Annotated in this window: 13 protein-coding genes; 6 read left to right on the top strand and 7 right to left on the bottom strand. The window is 72.1% G+C overall.

From position 1 onward, the window contains the following. Positions 1-46 precede the first annotated feature (46 nt). Positions 47-1,552 (bottom strand): MFS transporter, encoded by a 1,506-nt coding sequence (locus tag ACFRIC_RS18310; RefSeq protein ID WP_382786683.1) that lies wholly within the window; start codon positions 1,550-1,552, stop codon positions 47-49. 85 nt (positions 1,553-1,637) lie between these two features. On the opposite strand from ACFRIC_RS18310, the gene ACFRIC_RS18305 reads away from it, so the two are divergent. Further along, positions 1,638-2,051 carry a MarR family winged helix-turn-helix transcriptional regulator gene (locus ACFRIC_RS18305; RefSeq protein ID WP_382786680.1) on the top strand — a complete coding sequence of 138 codons (414 nt, stop codon included), beginning with the start codon at positions 1,638-1,640 and terminating at the stop codon, positions 2,049-2,051. A gap of 63 nt (positions 2,052-2,114) precedes the next feature. Here ACFRIC_RS18305 and ACFRIC_RS18300 read toward each other — a convergent pair whose 3' ends face one another. The 4 genes from ACFRIC_RS18300 to ACFRIC_RS18285 form a co-directional block, all read right to left on the bottom strand. After that, positions 2,115-2,879 carry a maleylpyruvate isomerase family mycothiol-dependent enzyme gene (locus ACFRIC_RS18300; protein ID WP_382786677.1) on the bottom strand — a complete coding sequence of 255 codons (765 nt, stop codon included), beginning with the start codon at positions 2,877-2,879 and terminating at the stop codon, positions 2,115-2,117. A gap of 202 nt (positions 2,880-3,081) precedes the next feature. Then, positions 3,082-4,248, bottom strand: coding sequence for an MFS transporter (locus tag ACFRIC_RS18295; protein ID WP_382786675.1), 1,167 nt, complete (start codon positions 4,246-4,248; stop codon positions 3,082-3,084). Positions 4,249-4,797: 549 nt separating this feature from the next. Further along, entirely contained in the window at positions 4,798-6,243 is a 1,446-nt protein-coding gene (locus ACFRIC_RS18290; RefSeq protein WP_382786672.1) for a glyceraldehyde-3-phosphate dehydrogenase, read from the bottom strand. A gap of 376 nt (positions 6,244-6,619) precedes the next feature. Continuing rightward, positions 6,620-7,399, bottom strand: a complete 780-nt coding sequence (locus tag ACFRIC_RS18285; protein WP_382786669.1) for a DeoR/GlpR family DNA-binding transcription regulator — start codon at positions 7,397-7,399, stop codon at positions 6,620-6,622. A gap of 122 nt (positions 7,400-7,521) precedes the next feature. Here ACFRIC_RS18285 and ACFRIC_RS18280 point away from each other — a divergent pair, with 122 nt between their 5' ends. The 3 genes from ACFRIC_RS18280 (at position 7,522) to ACFRIC_RS18270 (ending at position 11,211) form a co-directional block, all read left to right on the top strand. Beyond that, positions 7,522-8,403, top strand: coding sequence for an SIS domain-containing protein (locus ACFRIC_RS18280; RefSeq protein ID WP_382786666.1), 882 nt, complete (start codon positions 7,522-7,524; stop codon positions 8,401-8,403). Positions 8,404-8,627: 224 nt separating this feature from the next. Then, a complete protein-coding gene (locus tag ACFRIC_RS18275) occupies positions 8,628-9,479 on the top strand; it encodes a ketose-bisphosphate aldolase (protein ID WP_382786664.1) in 852 nt (283 codons plus the stop codon). Between the two features lie 499 nt (positions 9,480-9,978). Continuing rightward, the gene (locus ACFRIC_RS18270; RefSeq protein ID WP_382786661.1) at positions 9,979-11,211 is read left to right on the top strand and encodes an MAB_1171c family putative transporter; all 1,233 of its coding nucleotides are present in this window, start codon (positions 9,979-9,981) and stop codon (positions 11,209-11,211) included. A 126-nt stretch (positions 11,212-11,337) separates the two neighbouring features. Here the strand turns inward: ACFRIC_RS18270 and ACFRIC_RS18265 are convergent, their stop codons facing one another. After that, entirely contained in the window at positions 11,338-12,735 is a 1,398-nt protein-coding gene (locus ACFRIC_RS18265) for an FAD-dependent oxidoreductase (protein WP_382786658.1), read from the bottom strand. A 141-nt stretch (positions 12,736-12,876) separates the two neighbouring features. Beyond that, positions 12,877-14,031 carry a methyltransferase gene (locus ACFRIC_RS18260; protein WP_382786656.1) on the bottom strand — a complete coding sequence of 385 codons (1,155 nt, stop codon included), beginning with the start codon at positions 14,029-14,031 and terminating at the stop codon, positions 12,877-12,879. A gap of 59 nt (positions 14,032-14,090) precedes the next feature. On the opposite strand from ACFRIC_RS18260, the gene ACFRIC_RS18255 reads away from it, so the two are divergent. Both ACFRIC_RS18255 and ACFRIC_RS18250 read left to right on the top strand, forming a co-directional pair. Further along, on the top strand, positions 14,091-14,768 hold the full coding sequence (locus ACFRIC_RS18255; protein ID WP_382787230.1) for an alpha-ketoglutarate-dependent dioxygenase AlkB family protein: 678 nt from the start codon (positions 14,091-14,093) through the stop codon (positions 14,766-14,768). A gap of 121 nt (positions 14,769-14,889) precedes the next feature. Continuing rightward, positions 14,890-16,128, top strand: coding sequence for an ROK family protein (locus ACFRIC_RS18250; protein ID WP_382786653.1), 1,239 nt, complete (start codon positions 14,890-14,892; stop codon positions 16,126-16,128). Positions 16,129-16,295: the final 167 nt, after the last annotated feature.

The raw sequence follows: 16,295 nt of genomic DNA, 5'->3' as shown, positions 1-16,295 counted from the left end.
TGCGCCCGGCGGAGCAAGAACCCCGCCGGGCGTGTGCGTCGGGTGGTCAGTTGTCGAGGACGCCGACCCGTTCCGGCGCCGGCTCCGCCACCGTCTGGTCGGGGTGTACGGGCTCGTCGGAGCGGGCGACGACGAGGGACTCCCGTCGGCGCGTGGTGCGCAGGCCGGGCAGGGTGATCAGCAGGCCGGCCAAGGCGATGCCGGTCACCACCATCAGGCCGGTGCGGTAGCTGTCGAGGACGTCCTGGGGCGAGGATCCCGCGGAGGAGCTCGCGGTGACGACGGCCGTGACGACCGCGAGGAAGATCGCGCCGCCGACCTGCACCGAGGTGTTGAGCAGGCCCGAGACCATGCCCTGCTCATGGTCGTCGACGCCGTTGGTCGCCTGGATGTTGAGGGACGGGAAGACGAGGGCGCACGCGGCGCCGATCAGCAGCATGGTGGGCAGGATGAGCGTCGCGTAGACGGGGTCGAGGTCGACGCGGAGGAACAGCGCGTACCCCGCGACCATCAGGGCGAAGCCCGCCGCGATGAGGCGGGGTGTGCCGAACCGGTCGACGACGGCACCCACCTTCGTGGAGGACAGGGCGACCAGTGCACCGGCCGGCAGGAAGGCGAGCGCGGTGTGCAGGGCCGACCAGCCGAGCAGCGACTGCATGTACAGCGTGACGAGGAACTGGAAGCCGACGTACGAGCCGAAGAACGCCATCGCGCCGAGCTGGGCCCGGACCTGGCTGCCGGAGCGCAGCACGCCGAGCCGGATCAGCGGGCTCGCGCTGCGCCGTTCGACGCGGACGAAGACGGTGAGCAGCACGGCGACGGCGAGGAAGGACAGCAGGGTCCGGGCCGATCCCCAGCCGGCTTCGGGGGCCTGGACGACGGTGAAGACGAGCAGCAGCATCGAGGCGGTGCCGAGGACGGCGCCCGGGATGTCGTAACCGCCGTGGCTCTTCTCGCGTTCGCTGCGCGGGATGAGCTTCATGCCCGCGAACAGTGCGGCGACCGCGATGGGGGCGGGAAGCAGCATGGTCAGCCGCCAGCTCGCCTCGGTGAGCAGCCCGGACAGGACCAGGCCCATGGAGAATCCGGTGGCCGCGCAGGTGGTGTAGATCGAGAGCGCGCGGTTGCGCAGCGGGCCCTCGGCGAACGTCGTGGTGATGATCGACAGGCCGGCGGGCGCGGTGAACGCGGCGCTCAGCCCCTTGATGAACCGGCTGGCGATCAGCAGCGGGCCCGAGTCGACGAGGCCGCCGAGCAGCGAGGCGAGCGCGAACACGGCGAGGGCCACGAGGAAGACCTGACGGCGGCCCAGCAGGTCGGCGGTGCGTCCGCCGAGGAGCAGCAGCCCGCCGTAGCCCAGGATGTAGCCGCTGACGACCCATTGGAGCGTCGAGGTGGAGAGGTCGAGTTCGGAGCCGATGGACGGCAGTGCCACGCCGACCATCGACACGTCCAGCGCGTCCAGGAACATCGCGGCGCAGAGCACGAGCAGGGTGCCCCACAGCCGGGGGGTCCAGCGTCCCGGCGCGGGGTGGGTGAGCGGAGAGGTCATGCGGTCGACAGTACATGCACATGCATTCAATGCAAGCGCATTTAATTACGACGCAACAAAGTCGATTCTTTGCTACGGTGCGTGCATGGCTGCCGAGAATGCCGAGCAAGTGCTCGTGGACCAGTGGCGCGGCATCCTGACGGTGCACGCCCGCACCCTGTGCGAACTCGACCGCGAGCTGCATCCCCACGGTCTGGGAGCCAGTGACTTCGAGGTCCTCGACCTGCTGACGACGGGGACGGCCGCGGACGGCGGCCCCAGCTTCCGCGTCCAGGAGATCTCCGAGCGCGTCCATCTCAGTCAGAGCGCCCTGTCCCGCCTGATCGGACGTCTGGAGAAGGACGGCCTCGTGACGCGCGGAATGTGCGCCGAGGACCGACGCGGCGTGCGGGTGTGCGTCACCCCGAAGGGGCGTGAACTGCACGGCGAGGTACTGCCGTTGCAGCGTGCCGTCCTGGCCCGGATGCTGGCGGGCGACCCGGCGGCCTGCGGGGAGTGACCGGGCTGCCGCCGGGTCCGCGGTTCCCCGCCGACGCGGAGGGCAGGCCGGCGGAAGTGCTCCTCAGCTCCAGGTGATGGCGGACTTCTCCCGCCACAGCGTGGCGAGTGAGGCGTCACCCGTCACGGCCGGGAACGGGGCGCGGTTCCACAGGGCCAGGTAGAGCCCCGCGGCCGGTCCCGCCAACTCGCAGTCCACGCCCGCGTCCACCTCACGATGGGTATCCGGGGCAGCGCCGCGCTCGGCGAGCGGCGGTCCGGACGACAGGCGTACGGTCCACACGGCGTCCGCGCGGTCCGTGGCCCGCACGCGCAGCACCCGGGGTTCCTCGGTGCGGACCCTGCTCCTGTCCCGGCCGTGGAATCCGCGCAGCAGCTCGTCGATCCCGTCGACCGCGAAGTCCGAGGGGACGGCGGTGGGTTCCCCGCCGAGTGCCGACTCGGCGTCGACCCGGTGCACCGTGGTCTCGTGCGCCTGGCGGCGCGCCCAGAAGGCCAGCGGCGAGGGTGCCGGCAGGAAGCTCCAGCACCGCACGTCCGGCGAGGCGTCGGTCAGCGTGTCCACGAGCCGGCGGTGCCCGTCACGGAACCAGGTCAGCAACTCGTCGTGGTCCAGATCCGGCAGACCGCCGTCGGGGTGGTACGAGGTGAGCCCCTCGGCGACGAACGCGGTGGCCCAGCGGTGGACCATGCCCGTGTGCCGCACCAGATCCCCGACCCGCCAGCCGGGGCAGGTCGCGACCTCGGCGTCGGTGCCGGCCTTCTCCGCGGCGGTGGCCAGCGACCGGCCCTCCTGGTCCAGGGTCTCCACGAACTCCCGAATCTCCATGCCGAGAAGTGTGCCCGACGCGGGCGCCGGGCGCGGAGGGCGGGGCTGAAGTGCGGGGGAGGGGAGGCGACTTCAGCGTGTCGGGGCTGGGGCTCGGCCCTGCCGTCGCCTCGCTCGGCGCCTCCCCGCCCCCGTCAGCCCGGGGGGCCCGGCACTCCGATGCCCCGTCAGCGCGTTGTGCCGGGGTGCCTCCCCATGCCGGTCAGCCCGTCGCGGCGCGGCGCGTCGTGAAGCCGATCAGGGCGGCCACGGCCGCCAGCGCCGCCACGCTCGTGAGCGCCGTCGGCAGGGAGTACCAGTCGGCCATGAACCCGATGGCGGGCGGCCCGATCAGCAGCCCCCCGTATCCGAGGGTGGAGGCGACGGCGACCCCGTTCGCCCCGGCGAGCGCGCCGGCCCGGTCGACCGCCACGGGGAAGACGTTGGCGAGGCCGAGCCCGGTGACGGCGAAGCCGAGGAACGCGGCCCAGACGGAAGGCGCGAGCGAACCGAGCAGCATGCCGAGCGCGGCCGTCGTGCCGCCCATGACCACCGTGCGGGTCCGGCCCAGCCGTTCGAGCAGGGTCGTCCCGCTCAGCCGGCCGATCGTCATGGCGAGGGCGAAACAGGAGTAGCCGACGGCGGCGGTCCCCGGGCGGGAGTCCAGGTCCTGCTGCAGATGGAGCGCGCCCCAGTCGGCGAGGGCGCCCTCGCCGTACGAGGTGCACAGGGCGATCAGCCCGAAGACGACCACCAGGCCGCGGGTGCGGGAGTCGAGACGGCGTCGCTGTCCGGATGCGTCGCCCTGTGGGCGGTCCGGTGCGACCGGGACCTCCTCGCGGAGCAGCGCGCGTCCCGCGACGGCGGTCACGAGCAGGCCGACGACGGAGACGCAGACCAGGTGGCGGGTCGGGGACAGATACCCGGCGACCAGCCCGCCGAGAGCCGCTCCGAGCATGCCGCCCAGGCTGTAGGCCGCGTGGAAGCTGGGCATCACGGGGCGGCGCAGCGCGGCCACGAGATCGACGGCCGCGCTGTTCATGGCGACGTTGATACCGCCGTAACCCACGCCGAAGACCAGCAGGAACAGTCCGAGGAGCGGTACCGAGTGGGCGAGCGGGGGCAGGACGATGCTCAAGGACAGCAGCGCCGCGCAGGCCACGGTCACCGGGTGACTGCCGAACCGCCGGCACAGGCGCCCCGTCAGCATCATGGTGATCACGGCCCCGGCGGAGACGCCGAGAAGGGCGAGGCCGAGCGCGCCGGCGGAGGCGCCGGTCTGGTGCTTGATGGCGGGGATACGGACGACCCACCCGGCGAAGACGAAGCCGTCCAGGGCGAAGAAGGCGGTGAGGGTGACACGGAGTCGGGTGAGGGAACGATCCGGCACGACACTGTGCGGGACCGTTTTGTTTATGAGCGGCACAAACTCACGTTAGACGGCTGCCCTGCTCGGGGCAAGGGGAGGGGCGGGCCGGGATTCGAGGGCCGCGATCATGCGAATGCGCTGGTGGAGGCCGGATGGAGTCCCGCTCGCGTATCCGTGGAGCCGGGCTCGGGGCCGTGGCTTCGGTCGGGCCGGGCTCGGGGTCGTACGGCTTCGGTAGAGCCCGACCTCTGGCTGTACGGCTTCGGTCGAACCGGGCTCGAGTGTCATAGGGCTTCGGTCGGGCCCGGCTCGGGGGCCGAACAACGTAGGTCGAGCCGCGGACCATCGATCGGTGCGGCCCGCGATCGGGGTGAGCCGTCGGCGCCCACGTGTCCCACTCGGTGGCGAGCCGCTCCAGAAGCCGGGGCCGCCGTCCGGAATGCGGATGGCGGCCCTCGGTGTCGTGCCGTCGTTCAGCGATCGTGCTCTGTACCGCGAGCGGTTCGGGTGTTCACCGCACCCGCCCGGGAGCCCCCGCCGAAACGCGAGGCGCCCGGGGTGGATCCGTGCTCAGGCCGCCGGTGCCGGGAACGTCGGGTACTCCACGCCCGAGACGTGCTGGACGACGCGGATGACCTGGCAGGAGTAGCCGAACTCGTTGTCGTACCAGAGGTAGAGGATCGCGTTGTCGTCCTCGACCTTGGTGGCGCCGGCGTCGACGATCGAGGCGTGGCGCGAGCCGATGAAGTCGCTGGACACCGCGTCGGGGGCGCTGATGAAGTCGATCTGGCGCTTGAGCGGCGAGGTCAGCGACACGTTGCGGAGGTAGTCGAGGACCTCCTCGCGGGTCGTCGCGCGGCCCAGACGCAGGCTGAGGATCGCGATGGAGACGTCCGGCACCGGAACGCGGATCGAGCTGCCGGTGATCGGCGCCTTGAGGTCGGGCAGGGCCTTGGCGACCGCGGAGGCGGCACCCGTCTCGGTGATGACCATGTTGAGCGGCGCGGAGCGGCCGCGACGGTCGGAGCTGTGGTAATTGTCCAGCAGGTTCTGGTCGTTGGTGAACGAGTGGACGGTCTCCACGTGGCCGCGCAGAACGCCGTACTCCTCGGCCATCGCCTTGAGCGGCGGCACGATCGCGTTGGTGGTGCAGGAGGCGCAGGACAGGATCTGCTCGTCCGGCTTGATCGTGTCGTGGTTCACGCCGTGCACGATGTTCGGGACGTCGCCCTTGCCCGGAGCCGTCAGGACGACCTTGTCGATCCCGGGGCGCAGGTGGTTCGAGAGGCCCTCGCGGTCACGCCACTTGCCGGTGTTGTCGATGAGGATGGCGTCCTTGATGCCGTACGTCGTGTAGTCGATCTCGGACGGGTCGTTGGCGTAGATGACCTTGATCTCGTTGCCGTTGGCGATGATCGTGCTGTTCGCCTCGTCGACCGTGATCGTGCCCTGGAACTGGCCGTGGATGGAGTCGCGGCGCAGCAGCGAGGCGCGCTTGACGATGTCCTGGTCGCCGCCCTGGCGCACGACGATGGCACGCAGGCGAAGGCCGTTGCCGGAGCCGGTCTTCTCGATGAGCAGGCGGGCGAGCAGCCGGCCGATGCGGCCGAAGCCGTAGAGGACGACGTCACGGCCCTCGCGGCGCTCGATCTTGTTCTCGCCGGTGGCCCCGGAGACCGCCTCGGCGGTGAACTCCTCGACGGACAGGCCGCGGTCGTCGGCCGCGTACGTCGCGGCGAGCATGCCGATGTCGATCTGGGACGGGCCGAGATCGAGCGTGGTGAGCGTCTGGAGGAACGGAAGCGTGTCGGTGACCGAGAGCTCCTCGCCGGCGATCTGCCGGGCGAAGCGGTGGGTCTTGAGGATGCTCACCACCGACTTGTTCACCAAGGAGCGGCTGTGCAGGAGAACGGTGACGTCCTGCTCCCGGTGCAGCCTCCCGATGATGGGGATCATCGACTCCGCGATCTCTTCGCGGGTCTTCCAGTTGGTGAACGCGTCGTCGTTGACAGTCACAGGAATCATCTTTCGAGCTAGGTGGCGCTCATATGGTAACCGGACCCTGTTTCTGACGTTCATGCGGTGTCCACTCGTGGGGAGGCCGACGTCCGCCGGGGCTTTCGTGGCATGGGATCGGGGCGGTCGCGTGCCGCTCGCGAGCATGCTTCGGCCCGCTGGCCCGCTGGCCCGCCGGCCCGCTGGCCCGCCGGCCGGGTGACGGGCGCAGGCGGGTTCCGCGCGGTGAGCCAGGTCCTGCCTCCGCGTGGTGAGGCAGGTCCCGCGCCTCCGTGCGGTGAGCCAGGTCCGGTGCCGTGAGCCGGGTCCCGCCCCGAGGATCGGAGCCGTCAGGCGCGGGCGGTCGTCCGGTCGAAAGACTGGTCGGGCCGGACGGTCATACGGCCAGGACCTGGATGCCGGCTTCCTCGAACCGTCCGATCGTCTCGGGCCCCGCCGCCGCGTCCGTGACGAGGGTGTTCACCGACTCGGCCGCGCAGATGCGGGCGAACGCGCGCTGCCCCAGCTTGCTGGAGTCGGCGGCGACGATCACGCGCTCGGCCCGCTCGCACAGCAGGCGGTTGATCGCCGCCTCCGCCTCGTCGTGGGCGGCCGCTCCGTGCGTGGCGTCGAACGCGACCACGCCGAGCACCGCGACGTCCAGGGTGATCTGCTTGAGGACGGCGTCCGCGAGCGGCCCGATCAGCTCGTACGACTGCGGCCGGGCGACCCCGCCGGTCGTCACGATCTTGAACTGGGGGCGTACGGCGAGCTCGTTCGCGATGTTGAGCGCGTTCGTGACCACGGTCAGCGCGGGGGAACCGGACGCCAGGTCCGGGCGTACGGCGAGCGCGCGGGCCACCTCGGTCGTCGTGGTCCCCCCGGTGAGGCCCACCGCCTCGCCGGGGGCGATGAGGTCGGCGACCGCCTTCGCGATGCGCTGCTTCTCGGAGGCGTGACGGGCCGTCTTGTAGCGCAGGGGCAGTTCGTACGAGACGCCGTGCACGACCGCGCCGCCCCGGGTGCGCACGAGCATCTGCTGCTCGGCGAGCTGGTCGAAGTCGCGCCGGATCGTCGCCGCCGAGACCTCCAGCCGCGCAGCGGCCTCCTCGACGTCCAGACGGCCCCGCTCCACGAGCAGTTCCAGCAGCGCCTTCCACCGGGCGTCCCGCGACATCGGCGCTCTCCCTTCCTCGCTCCTCCGCGACCTTAACGCACCCCAACCGCGTCCAGATGCTTGATTGTGCTCGAAACCTCGCTATATCTTGCAGAAACGAGCATCGGTGGGAGGGGTAAGCCATGACGTATGTCGAGGACGAACTGAACAGCCAGCCCGAGTGCTGGATCCGCGCGGCCGACGAGGCGGCGGCGCACGCGGCCGCGCTGCCGGCGCCCGGGGAGCGTGTCGCGATCGTGGGATGCGGCACCTCGTTCTTCATGGCGCAGGCCACGGCCGTGCTCCGCGAACAGTCCGGGCACGGGGAGACGGACGCCTTCGCCGCCTCGGAGTTCCCCGCCGGCCGCTCGTACGATCGCGTGGTCGCCCTGACCCGTTCCGGGACGACCACCGAAGTGCTCGAACTGCTCGGCCTACTGCGCGGACGGACCCGTACGACCGCCGTCACCGCCGATCCGGACACACCCGTGATGAAGTCCGCGGACGACGTCGTCGTGCTCGGCTTCGCCGACGAACGCTCCGTCGTGCAGACCCGGTTCGCCACGACCGCGCTCACCCTGCTGCGCGCCCACCTCGGCCTGCACGGCGAGGCCGTCGTCGCGGACGCGCGCACCGCGCTCGACACCCCGCTGCCCGAAGAGCTCGTCGGTTGCTCGCAGTTCACCTTCCTCGGCCGCGGCTGGACGGTCGGGCTCGCCAACGAGGCGGGGCTCAAGATGCGGGAGGCGTCCCTCGCCTGGACCGAGGCCTACCCCGCGATGGAGTACCGGCACGGCCCCATCAGCATCACGACGCAGGGCACCGCCACCTGGATGCTCGGCGAAGCGCCCGACGGGCTGGCCGAACAGGTCCGCGGGACCGGGGGTCTGTGGGTCGGCGGGGGCCTCGACCCGCTCGCCGAGCTCGTCCGCGCCCAGCGCCTCGCCGTCGCCGTCGCCGCGGCACGCGGGCTCGATCCCGACCGGCCCCGCCACCTCACCCGCTCGGTGATCCTCGACGGCTGAACCGCCCGCCGTTCCCCGGGCTCACCGAGCCCCCGGAAGCCGCCGCAGTCGCCGCCGTCACCGGGGCCACCAGGGCCACCGAGCCCTTGAGGTCGCCGGTGCCGCCGGGGCCACCGAGCCCTTGAGGTCGCCGGTGCCCCCGGGGCCCCCAGCCCTTAAGGCCACCGGTACCGCCGAAGCCACCGCCCCGGCTCGGCTCGATCCCCCATGGAACAGGAGGAGTTGTGCCCCTCGCAGCAACCGGAGAGCTGGTCGCCCGGACCGCCGAGCCCCGGACCGCCGTCGCCGCGTTCAACGTCATCACCCTCGAACACATCGAGGCCGTCATAGCGGGGGCGGAGTCGGTCGGCGCGCCCGTCGTCCTCCAAGTCAGCGAGAACGCGGTCAAGTTCCGCCACGGCAGGCTGCTCCCGCTGGCCCGCGCCGCGACCGCCGCCGCCGAACGGGCCTCCGTGCCCGTCGCCCTGCACCTCGATCACGTACAGAGCGACGAGCTGCTGCGCCAGGCGCCCGGTGCCGGGTTCAGCTCCGTCATGTACGACGCATCGGGCCTGCCGTACGAGGAGAACCTCGCCGCGACCCGCGCCGCCGCCGACTGGGCCCACGCCCAAGGCCTTTGGATCGAGGCGGAGTTGGGGGAGATCGGCGGCAAGAACGGCGAACCCCCGCGGGACGCGCACGCGCCGGGTGCCCGTACCGACCCCCAGGAGGCCCGGGCCTTCGTGGCCGACTCCGGCGTGGACGCCCTGGCGGTGGCGATCGGCAGCTCGCACGCCATGACCACCCGCACCGCTGCCCTCGACCACGACCTCCTCAAGCGCCTTGCCGCCGCGCTCGACGTCCCCCTCGTCCTGCACGGCTCCTCCGGGGTGCCCGACGGGGAGCTGCGGGCGGCCGTCGAGGGCGGAATCGCCAAGGTCAACGTCGGTACCGCGCTGAACATCGCGATGACGGGCGCCATACGGGAGTTCCTCACCGCCAGCCCCGACGCCGTGGACTCGCGGAAGTACCTGGGCGTGGGGCGCGAGGCGATGGCACGCACCGTGGCGGGGCTCATCTCCGTACTGCGGGGGTGAGCGGCCTCGCCGGGGAGAAGCGAGGGGGCGCGTCGCCGTGCCGAGGGTCCCGGCCCCGTCCGGATACCCCTGCAGCCGGACATGCGCCCCAAAGCGACCCCTCCCCGGGGGTCGCTGCCGGTGGAAGCCGTTTTCCGCATGTGCTTTTGCACCGACGACAGTTCGAGCGGGTGACAAGGTGGCTAGGGTGAACGACTATGAGGAGGCCGAAAGGGCACGGCGGGCTCGCGGGTGAACCTACGCCCCGGAGACCGCTCGGGCACGCGTCCGTAAGCCCCCATGAACGCGGGGAGCAGGGGTTTGCGGTGTTTTCGGGGCAGGTCGGGCACCGGTCCGGGCGCAGGACGGAGAAGGCCTTGAGCGGTCAACTTCTGGCCGGTATCGGTAGGTTGGCGGGTGGGGGCCGCCTGTACGCCTCGGTGAACAGGACGATCCCGGAATCCGGCCCGCGCCCCGGCGCGCATCGGGGACTCCGGCCTCGCACCCTCCTGGGTCCGATGTGAACGGACTGATCTACTACCTCGCCGCCGCCGTCCTCTGGATGGGCCTCGCCGCTCAGCTCCCGGATCTGCGCCGGCACCGCAGGGACCCGCTCAAGCGGTCGTTCTGCGCGGTCATCTTTCTCTCGGGACTCTGTTTCGTGCTCGGGGCGCCGCCCACCGTCGCTCTCGTCAACAGCCTTACGGGCATTCCGAACATGGCGGCACCGCTGACCTACGGCGCGGTGACCGCGTTCGGCGCGGCCTCGCTCATCCTCATCGTGCACTGGCGGGGCAGCGACCCCGCCCAGGTGCGGCGCACGTCGCGGGCCTGGCTGTTCAGCTACCTGGGCGTGATCGCCGCCGAGGGCGTGCTGTTCTCGCTGGGCGACGCGCCCGTGGAGCGCCGTGCCGACTTCGACACCTACTACGCCTCGACGCCGTTCATCCGGGAGATGATCGTGCTGTACCTGGTGGCGCACATGGTGGCGGCGGTGACGACGACCCTGTTGTGCTGGAGCTGGATACGGAAGGTGAAACGCTGGACGCGGGGCTCGTTGGTCCTGCTCGTGCTGGGCTGGCTGTTCACCAGCGCCTACAGCGTCGTCAAGTTCGTCGCGCTGACCGCTCATTGGCGCGGAGACCACTGGGACAGCCTCAGCACCAGCGTCGCGCCGCTCGTGGCGGTCGGCTCCTGTCTGGCCTCCGCCGGCTACATCCTTCCCCTCGTCGGTCCGCGCGTCGACTCGGCCGTCACGTTCGTGCGGCTGCGTCCGCTGTTCCAGCTCCTGGCGGGGCCGGGCAGCCGGCGGCGCTGTTTCGGCGCGCTGTCGTGGCGGATGATCGGTGACGTCGAACTGCGGCTCACGACAAGGGAGACCGCCATTCGCGACGGTCTCAAACGGCTCGCCGGACAGCTCGACGACCAGGTGCGCAGCCGCGCCTACCGGGACGCTCTGGCCGCCGGATCCTCGGCGGCGGAGGCCGAGACGATCGGGATGGCCGCGATGGTGGCCGTGGCCGCTCTCGCGGAGGCGCCGACTCCCATGGGGGAGACCGGCACCATCGGCATCTCGGTGGGTGACGTCGACGTGGTGGTCTCGGTCAGCGCGCGCGTGCGTCGGCCGGCCGTCGGTTCGCGGTCGTTGGACACGGGCCAGCCGTCCCTGCTGAGCCTGTCCAAGGCGGTGCGCACACCGATCGTCGACGCCGCGATCCAGTCCCGTAGAACCGCGGTGCGACAGCCGTCCTGAGCGCGCCGCGCGCCTCGGCCGTCCCGGGCCCCTCGCGCGACCGTGGCACGGAGGCCCGCAGCGTGAAAGGGCGGGACCGACGTCCGTACGGCGAGCGCCGGCGTCATACGGCGACGCGCGCCGCCGTCATACGGCGAGCGGGTCCACGGAGTCCAGGAAGGCGCTCTCCTCCTCGGTCAGCGGAGGCCCGGTGAGGGGTTCCCTGACAGGTCCCTTCAGTGTGGCCACGAGCAGCTCCGAGCCCACGAGGCGGCTCGCGTCGGCCTGGAGCGTGATGACCCGGCACATCGCCGCGGACACGGCGTACGAGGTGGTGGCCACGCGTGACATCCGGCCCATGTAGCGGCTGAGGAGCCGGTCCGCGAGCGTCGGAGCCTTGCCCACGACCTCCGGGAACCACTGGTCCTGCGAGGCGCTCATCGTGTAGGCGGCGGCGACGGACTTGGCGGCCGCCCGCTGGACGTCGCGGGCGAAGCCCGGAGCGGTCACGTCGGTCTGCCGCAACTGCCGGCTCAGCGCCTGGGCGCCCAGGGCGGCCACCGACATGCCCTGGCCGTAGACGGGGTTGAAGGTGGCGACGGCGTCACCGAGCACCACCAGGCCCTCGGGCATCGCCGTCTTGTCGAAGTCGCGGCGCCTGTTGCGGGTGCTGCGGCTGAGGAACACCTCGGTGAGCGGCTCGGCGGCCGAGACGAGCTGACCGATGATCGGGTGGCGCAGGTTGAGGGCGAAGTCGGTGAACGCCTCGGGACGGCTGCCGGGTTCGCCGCCGCGCGTGCCCGCGAGGCTGACGAGCCAGCGGCCGCCTTCGATCGGTACGAGATTCCCGGAGCGTCCCGGCCGGTTCGCGGTCGGGTCGGCCTCGACCTGTGTCAGCGGGAAGTCCTCGGCGCCCTTCGGGACACGGAAGATCCGGCTGGCGTAGACGAGTCCCGAGTCGACTTCGTCGGTCGGTATGTCCGTCACCCCGAGGCCTTCGAGCCAGTGCTCCACCCGCGAACCCCGTCCGCTCGCGTCGACGACGAGGTCGGCGCGCAGGTCCTCCTGGAGGCCTTCGGCGAGAACGCGTACACCCGTGACGCGTTCCGCGGTTCCCAGCAGGGACACCGCCTCGGCCCGGCGGACCCGGACGGGAGTCGTGCCCACGACCGCGTCACGCAGGGTCCAGTCGAGCAGGTCGCGGCTGCAGCAGGTGAGCAGCAGGTCCGCGGCCACGACGTCCCAGCGGCGGTACCAGCCCTGCGGGCCGAAGCCCAGCATGTCGGTCAGGGACTGCTCGTGCGCCCCGGCGGCGAGCAGGCGTCCGTGCACGTCCGCCACCGGAAGCAGTTCCTGGATCGCGTCGCGTCCGCTCGGCAGCAGGATGTGGGCGTGCCGTGCCTGGGGGATGCGCTTGCGCGGGGACGGCCTGTCGGGCAGCTCGTCCCGCTCCAGGACGATCACTTCGTCCATGGACCGGAACAGGGCCGCGGCGGCGAGCATGCCGGCCACGCTCCCGCCGATGACGACAGCGCGCCGCGACATGATTCCCCCTGTTGTCATTGGTGATCGGCATCACTCTACGGTCGTACGCGCGACTGTCCAGAGGTGATCAAAAAGTGAGTGGAATGTGCCGTTGGTGCGGCGCGTGAGCGTCTCCGGGGCGGTCGGCGCCGGTGGGCCGGTCTATCGCTCGGCATCCTTCTTCACGGCCCGGAGAATCACGAACTTGGCGTCGCCCGCGACCAGTTCACTGTTGCCGAAGAGCCGGCGCAGCTTCAGGTGGTAGCCGAGATGGCGGTTGCCGATCACCCACAGCTCGCCGCCCGGGCGCAGCGCGCGCCGGGCGTCCGCGAACATCCGCCAGGCGGTCGTGTCCGTCATCGCCTGATGGGAGTGGAACGGCGGATTGTTCAGGACGAGGTCGACGCTCCCGGACGGCACACCCTCCAGTCCGTCGGCGACCCGGAATTCGGCCTTCCCCTCGGCGTTCTCCCGGTAGGTCGCCTCCGCCGAGGCCACCGCCTGGTACGACTCGTCGGCGAACAGCACCTCGGCCTCGGGGTTGGCGAGCGCCATGGCCGTACCGAGCACGCCGTTGCCGCAGCCCAGGTCCACGACCCGCTCGGCGCCCCGGCTGCGCGGCAGGTGTCCCAGGAAGAAGCGGGTGCCGATGTCGAGGCGGTCGGCGCAGAACACGCCCGCGTGATTGACGACCGTGCGGCCCGAGACCGGGCCGACGTCGTCGGGCAGTTCGTAGCGGTACGGCCAGGGGTTGGCCTTGCGGGCGATCCCCTGGAGCGGGGTGCAGAAGATCAGGCGGGCCTTCTTCTCGGCCAGCGACGTACGGGTGGGACCGAGGATCCGCTCGAAGAGGTGCAGCGTCGAGGTGTGGATCTCCTTGACCATCCCGGTGCCGATGACGACCGTCTCCTCGTGCACCCCGGGCGCCAGCCGGTGAAGCTGGTCCTCCAGCAGGGCGAGGCTCTTCGGCACCCGCACGAGCAGCACGTCGATCCGCTCGGGAGGCGGGTCCTGGGTCGTGAGGAGACGGACGGCGGACTCCTCGGCACCGGCCCGCGCGAGGTTGGCGCGGGTCGACTCCCGCGCCAGGTGCGAGTCGGTGATCAGCGTCGGCCGCCGCTCGGACAGAGCCGTGGTGAGGGCGCCCCACCGGTCGCCGAGGATGACGACCGACCCCGTCAGCGGGGTGCCGCTCTCCGCGAGATGCCGCAGCAGATACGTGTCGGCGGCGTCCCAGGCGCGCAGCCGGTCGCGCGGGTCCTCGGGGAAGCGGGCGAGTTCGTACTCGCCCCAGGGTGTCGTCATCCGGTCGTTCATCGTGGGTCAAGGCTAAGGGACCGGGACCGCTCGACGTGCGCGAGGATGGGGGCATGTCGATCGACGCGGAGCTGTTCCCGCGCGGCAGGACGGAGCTCGCGCCCGGCGCCGTGCACCTCCCGGACTGGCTGGACGCCGCACGTCAGCGGCACCTCCTGGACGCCTGCCGGGGCTGGGCCCGCCCGCCGGCGGGCCTGCGCACCGTCCGCACCCCGGGTGGCGGCACGATGACCGCCCGGCAGGTCTGTCTGGGCTGGCACTGGTACCCGTACGGCTACGCGCGGACGGTGGTCGACGGCGACGGTTCGCCGGTGAAACCCTTCCCCGATCGGCTCGGCGGGCTGGCCCGCGAGGCGGTCACGGACGCCCTCGGCCCCGACGCTCCGGGCGCGGATCCGTCCGCCCCGTACGACATCGCGCTGATCAACTTCTACGACGCCGAGGCCCGTATGGGCATGCACCGCGACAGCGACGAATCGTGCGACGCCCCGGTCGTGTCGCTGAGCCTGGGCGACACCTGCGTCTTCCGTTTCGGCAACACGGAGTCGCGGGCACGGCCGTACACCGACATCGAGCTGCGCAGCGGCGACCTCTTCGTGTTCGGCGGCCCGTCACGGCTCGCCTACCACGGAGTGCCGAAGGTGTACGCGGGCACGGCTCCCCCCGGGCTGGGCCTGACCGGGCGGCTGAACCTCACTCTCAGGGCGAGCGGCCTCCCGCCGGAGCCCGCCCGGTAGCCGCGGACGCCGTCGCGCTCGTACAGCGGCCGCCGCGACCGGAGGGACGCACGCGGGGCCGGTCCCCTCGGGCCGCGACCGGACGGGCCCCGCGCGAGCGGATCATGGGAGACTCGCCCTCATGAACGGCAAGGCGGCCCCCCGGACGGCGGGGGATGGCAGTACACGGACACGGCTCGACCGGGGGCGCGGAGCACTCGGACCGGCGCTGGAACTTGTGCACACCGGGCGCGCGCCGACCCGTGCCGTCCTCACCGCCGAACTGGGCGTCACCCGGGCGACCGCGGGCGCGGTCGCCGCGGAGCTGGAGGCGCTGGGACTGATCCGGGTCGACGCACGGCCCGGCGCCGCCGCCGGTTCCCAGGGTCGGCCCTCGCACCGGCTGGAACTCGCCGACGACGGGCCCGTCGCGCTGGCCGCGCAGGTGCACGCCGACGGTTTCCGCGCCGCGCTGGTCGGCCTCGGCGGCCGGATCGTCGCGACCGCCCCCGGCTGCGAGACCGTGGACCCCGACCCGGCCAAGGTGCTCGGCTCCGTCGTCGACGCGGGCGCCGAACTGCTCCGCGAGACGGGGCGCCGCTGCGTGGGGGCCGGGCTCGCCGTGCCGTCGGCCGTCACCGAACCCGAAGGGCTCGCGCTCAACCCCCTGCACCTGGCCTGGCCCGCCGGCTCCGCCGTGCGGGAGATCTTCGCCGAGCGGGTGCGCGCGGCCGGGATCGAGGGGCCGGCGTTCGCCGCCAACGACGTCAACCTCGCCGCCCTCGCGGAGCACCGGCACGGAGCGGGCCGGGGCGCCCGCGATCTGCTGTGCGTGGCCACCGGACACCGGGGCGTCGGCGGTGCCCTGGTGCTCGACGGGCGTCTGCACACCGGCAGTTCGGGGCTCGCCCTCGAAGTCGGCCATCTCACGGTCAACCCCGAGGGCCGCCCCTGCCACTGCGGAAGCCGCGGCTGTCTCGACGTCGAGGCCGACCCGCTGGCCTTCCTCACCGCGGCCGGCCGGACCCCGGGCCCCGAGGTGTCGCTGCTCCAGCAGTCCAACGAACTGATCCGCCACGAGAGCGCCGATCCCGCCGTCCGTACGGCGATCGAGGCACTCATCGACCGCCTGGGCCTAGGCCTCGCGGGTCTCGTCAACATCCTCAATCCGGACCGCATCATCCTCGGCGGACTGCACCGCGCCCTCCTGGACGCCGACCCCGACCGGCTGCGCGCCGTCGTCGCCGACCGCAGCCTGTGGGGGCGGAGCGGCGGGGTGCCGATCCTCGCCTGCACGCTGGACCACAACAGCCTGGTCGGCGCCGCCGAGCTGGCCTGGCAGCCGGTGCTGGACGACCCGCTGAAGGCACTGCCCGTCTGACCCCCGGGGTGCGCCCGAGCACCGTGAAGCGGGCCCGGCCGCGGGGGAGTGACCGGCGAAGCAGCCCGGGGAGCCCGGCGTACTCCCGGGGAGGTACGCGCACGGCCGCTGGCCGTACGACGACGCGGACCCCCTCCCGGAGCGAGTCTCGAGACATCACCAAGAGA

Source organism: Streptomyces sp. NPDC056738 (assembly GCF_042790435.1).
GTDB lineage: Bacteria > Actinomycetota > Actinomycetes > Streptomycetales > Streptomycetaceae > Streptomyces.
The sequence above is the reverse complement of the archived record's forward strand: the minus strand, read 5'-3'. Positions and strand labels throughout refer to the sequence as shown.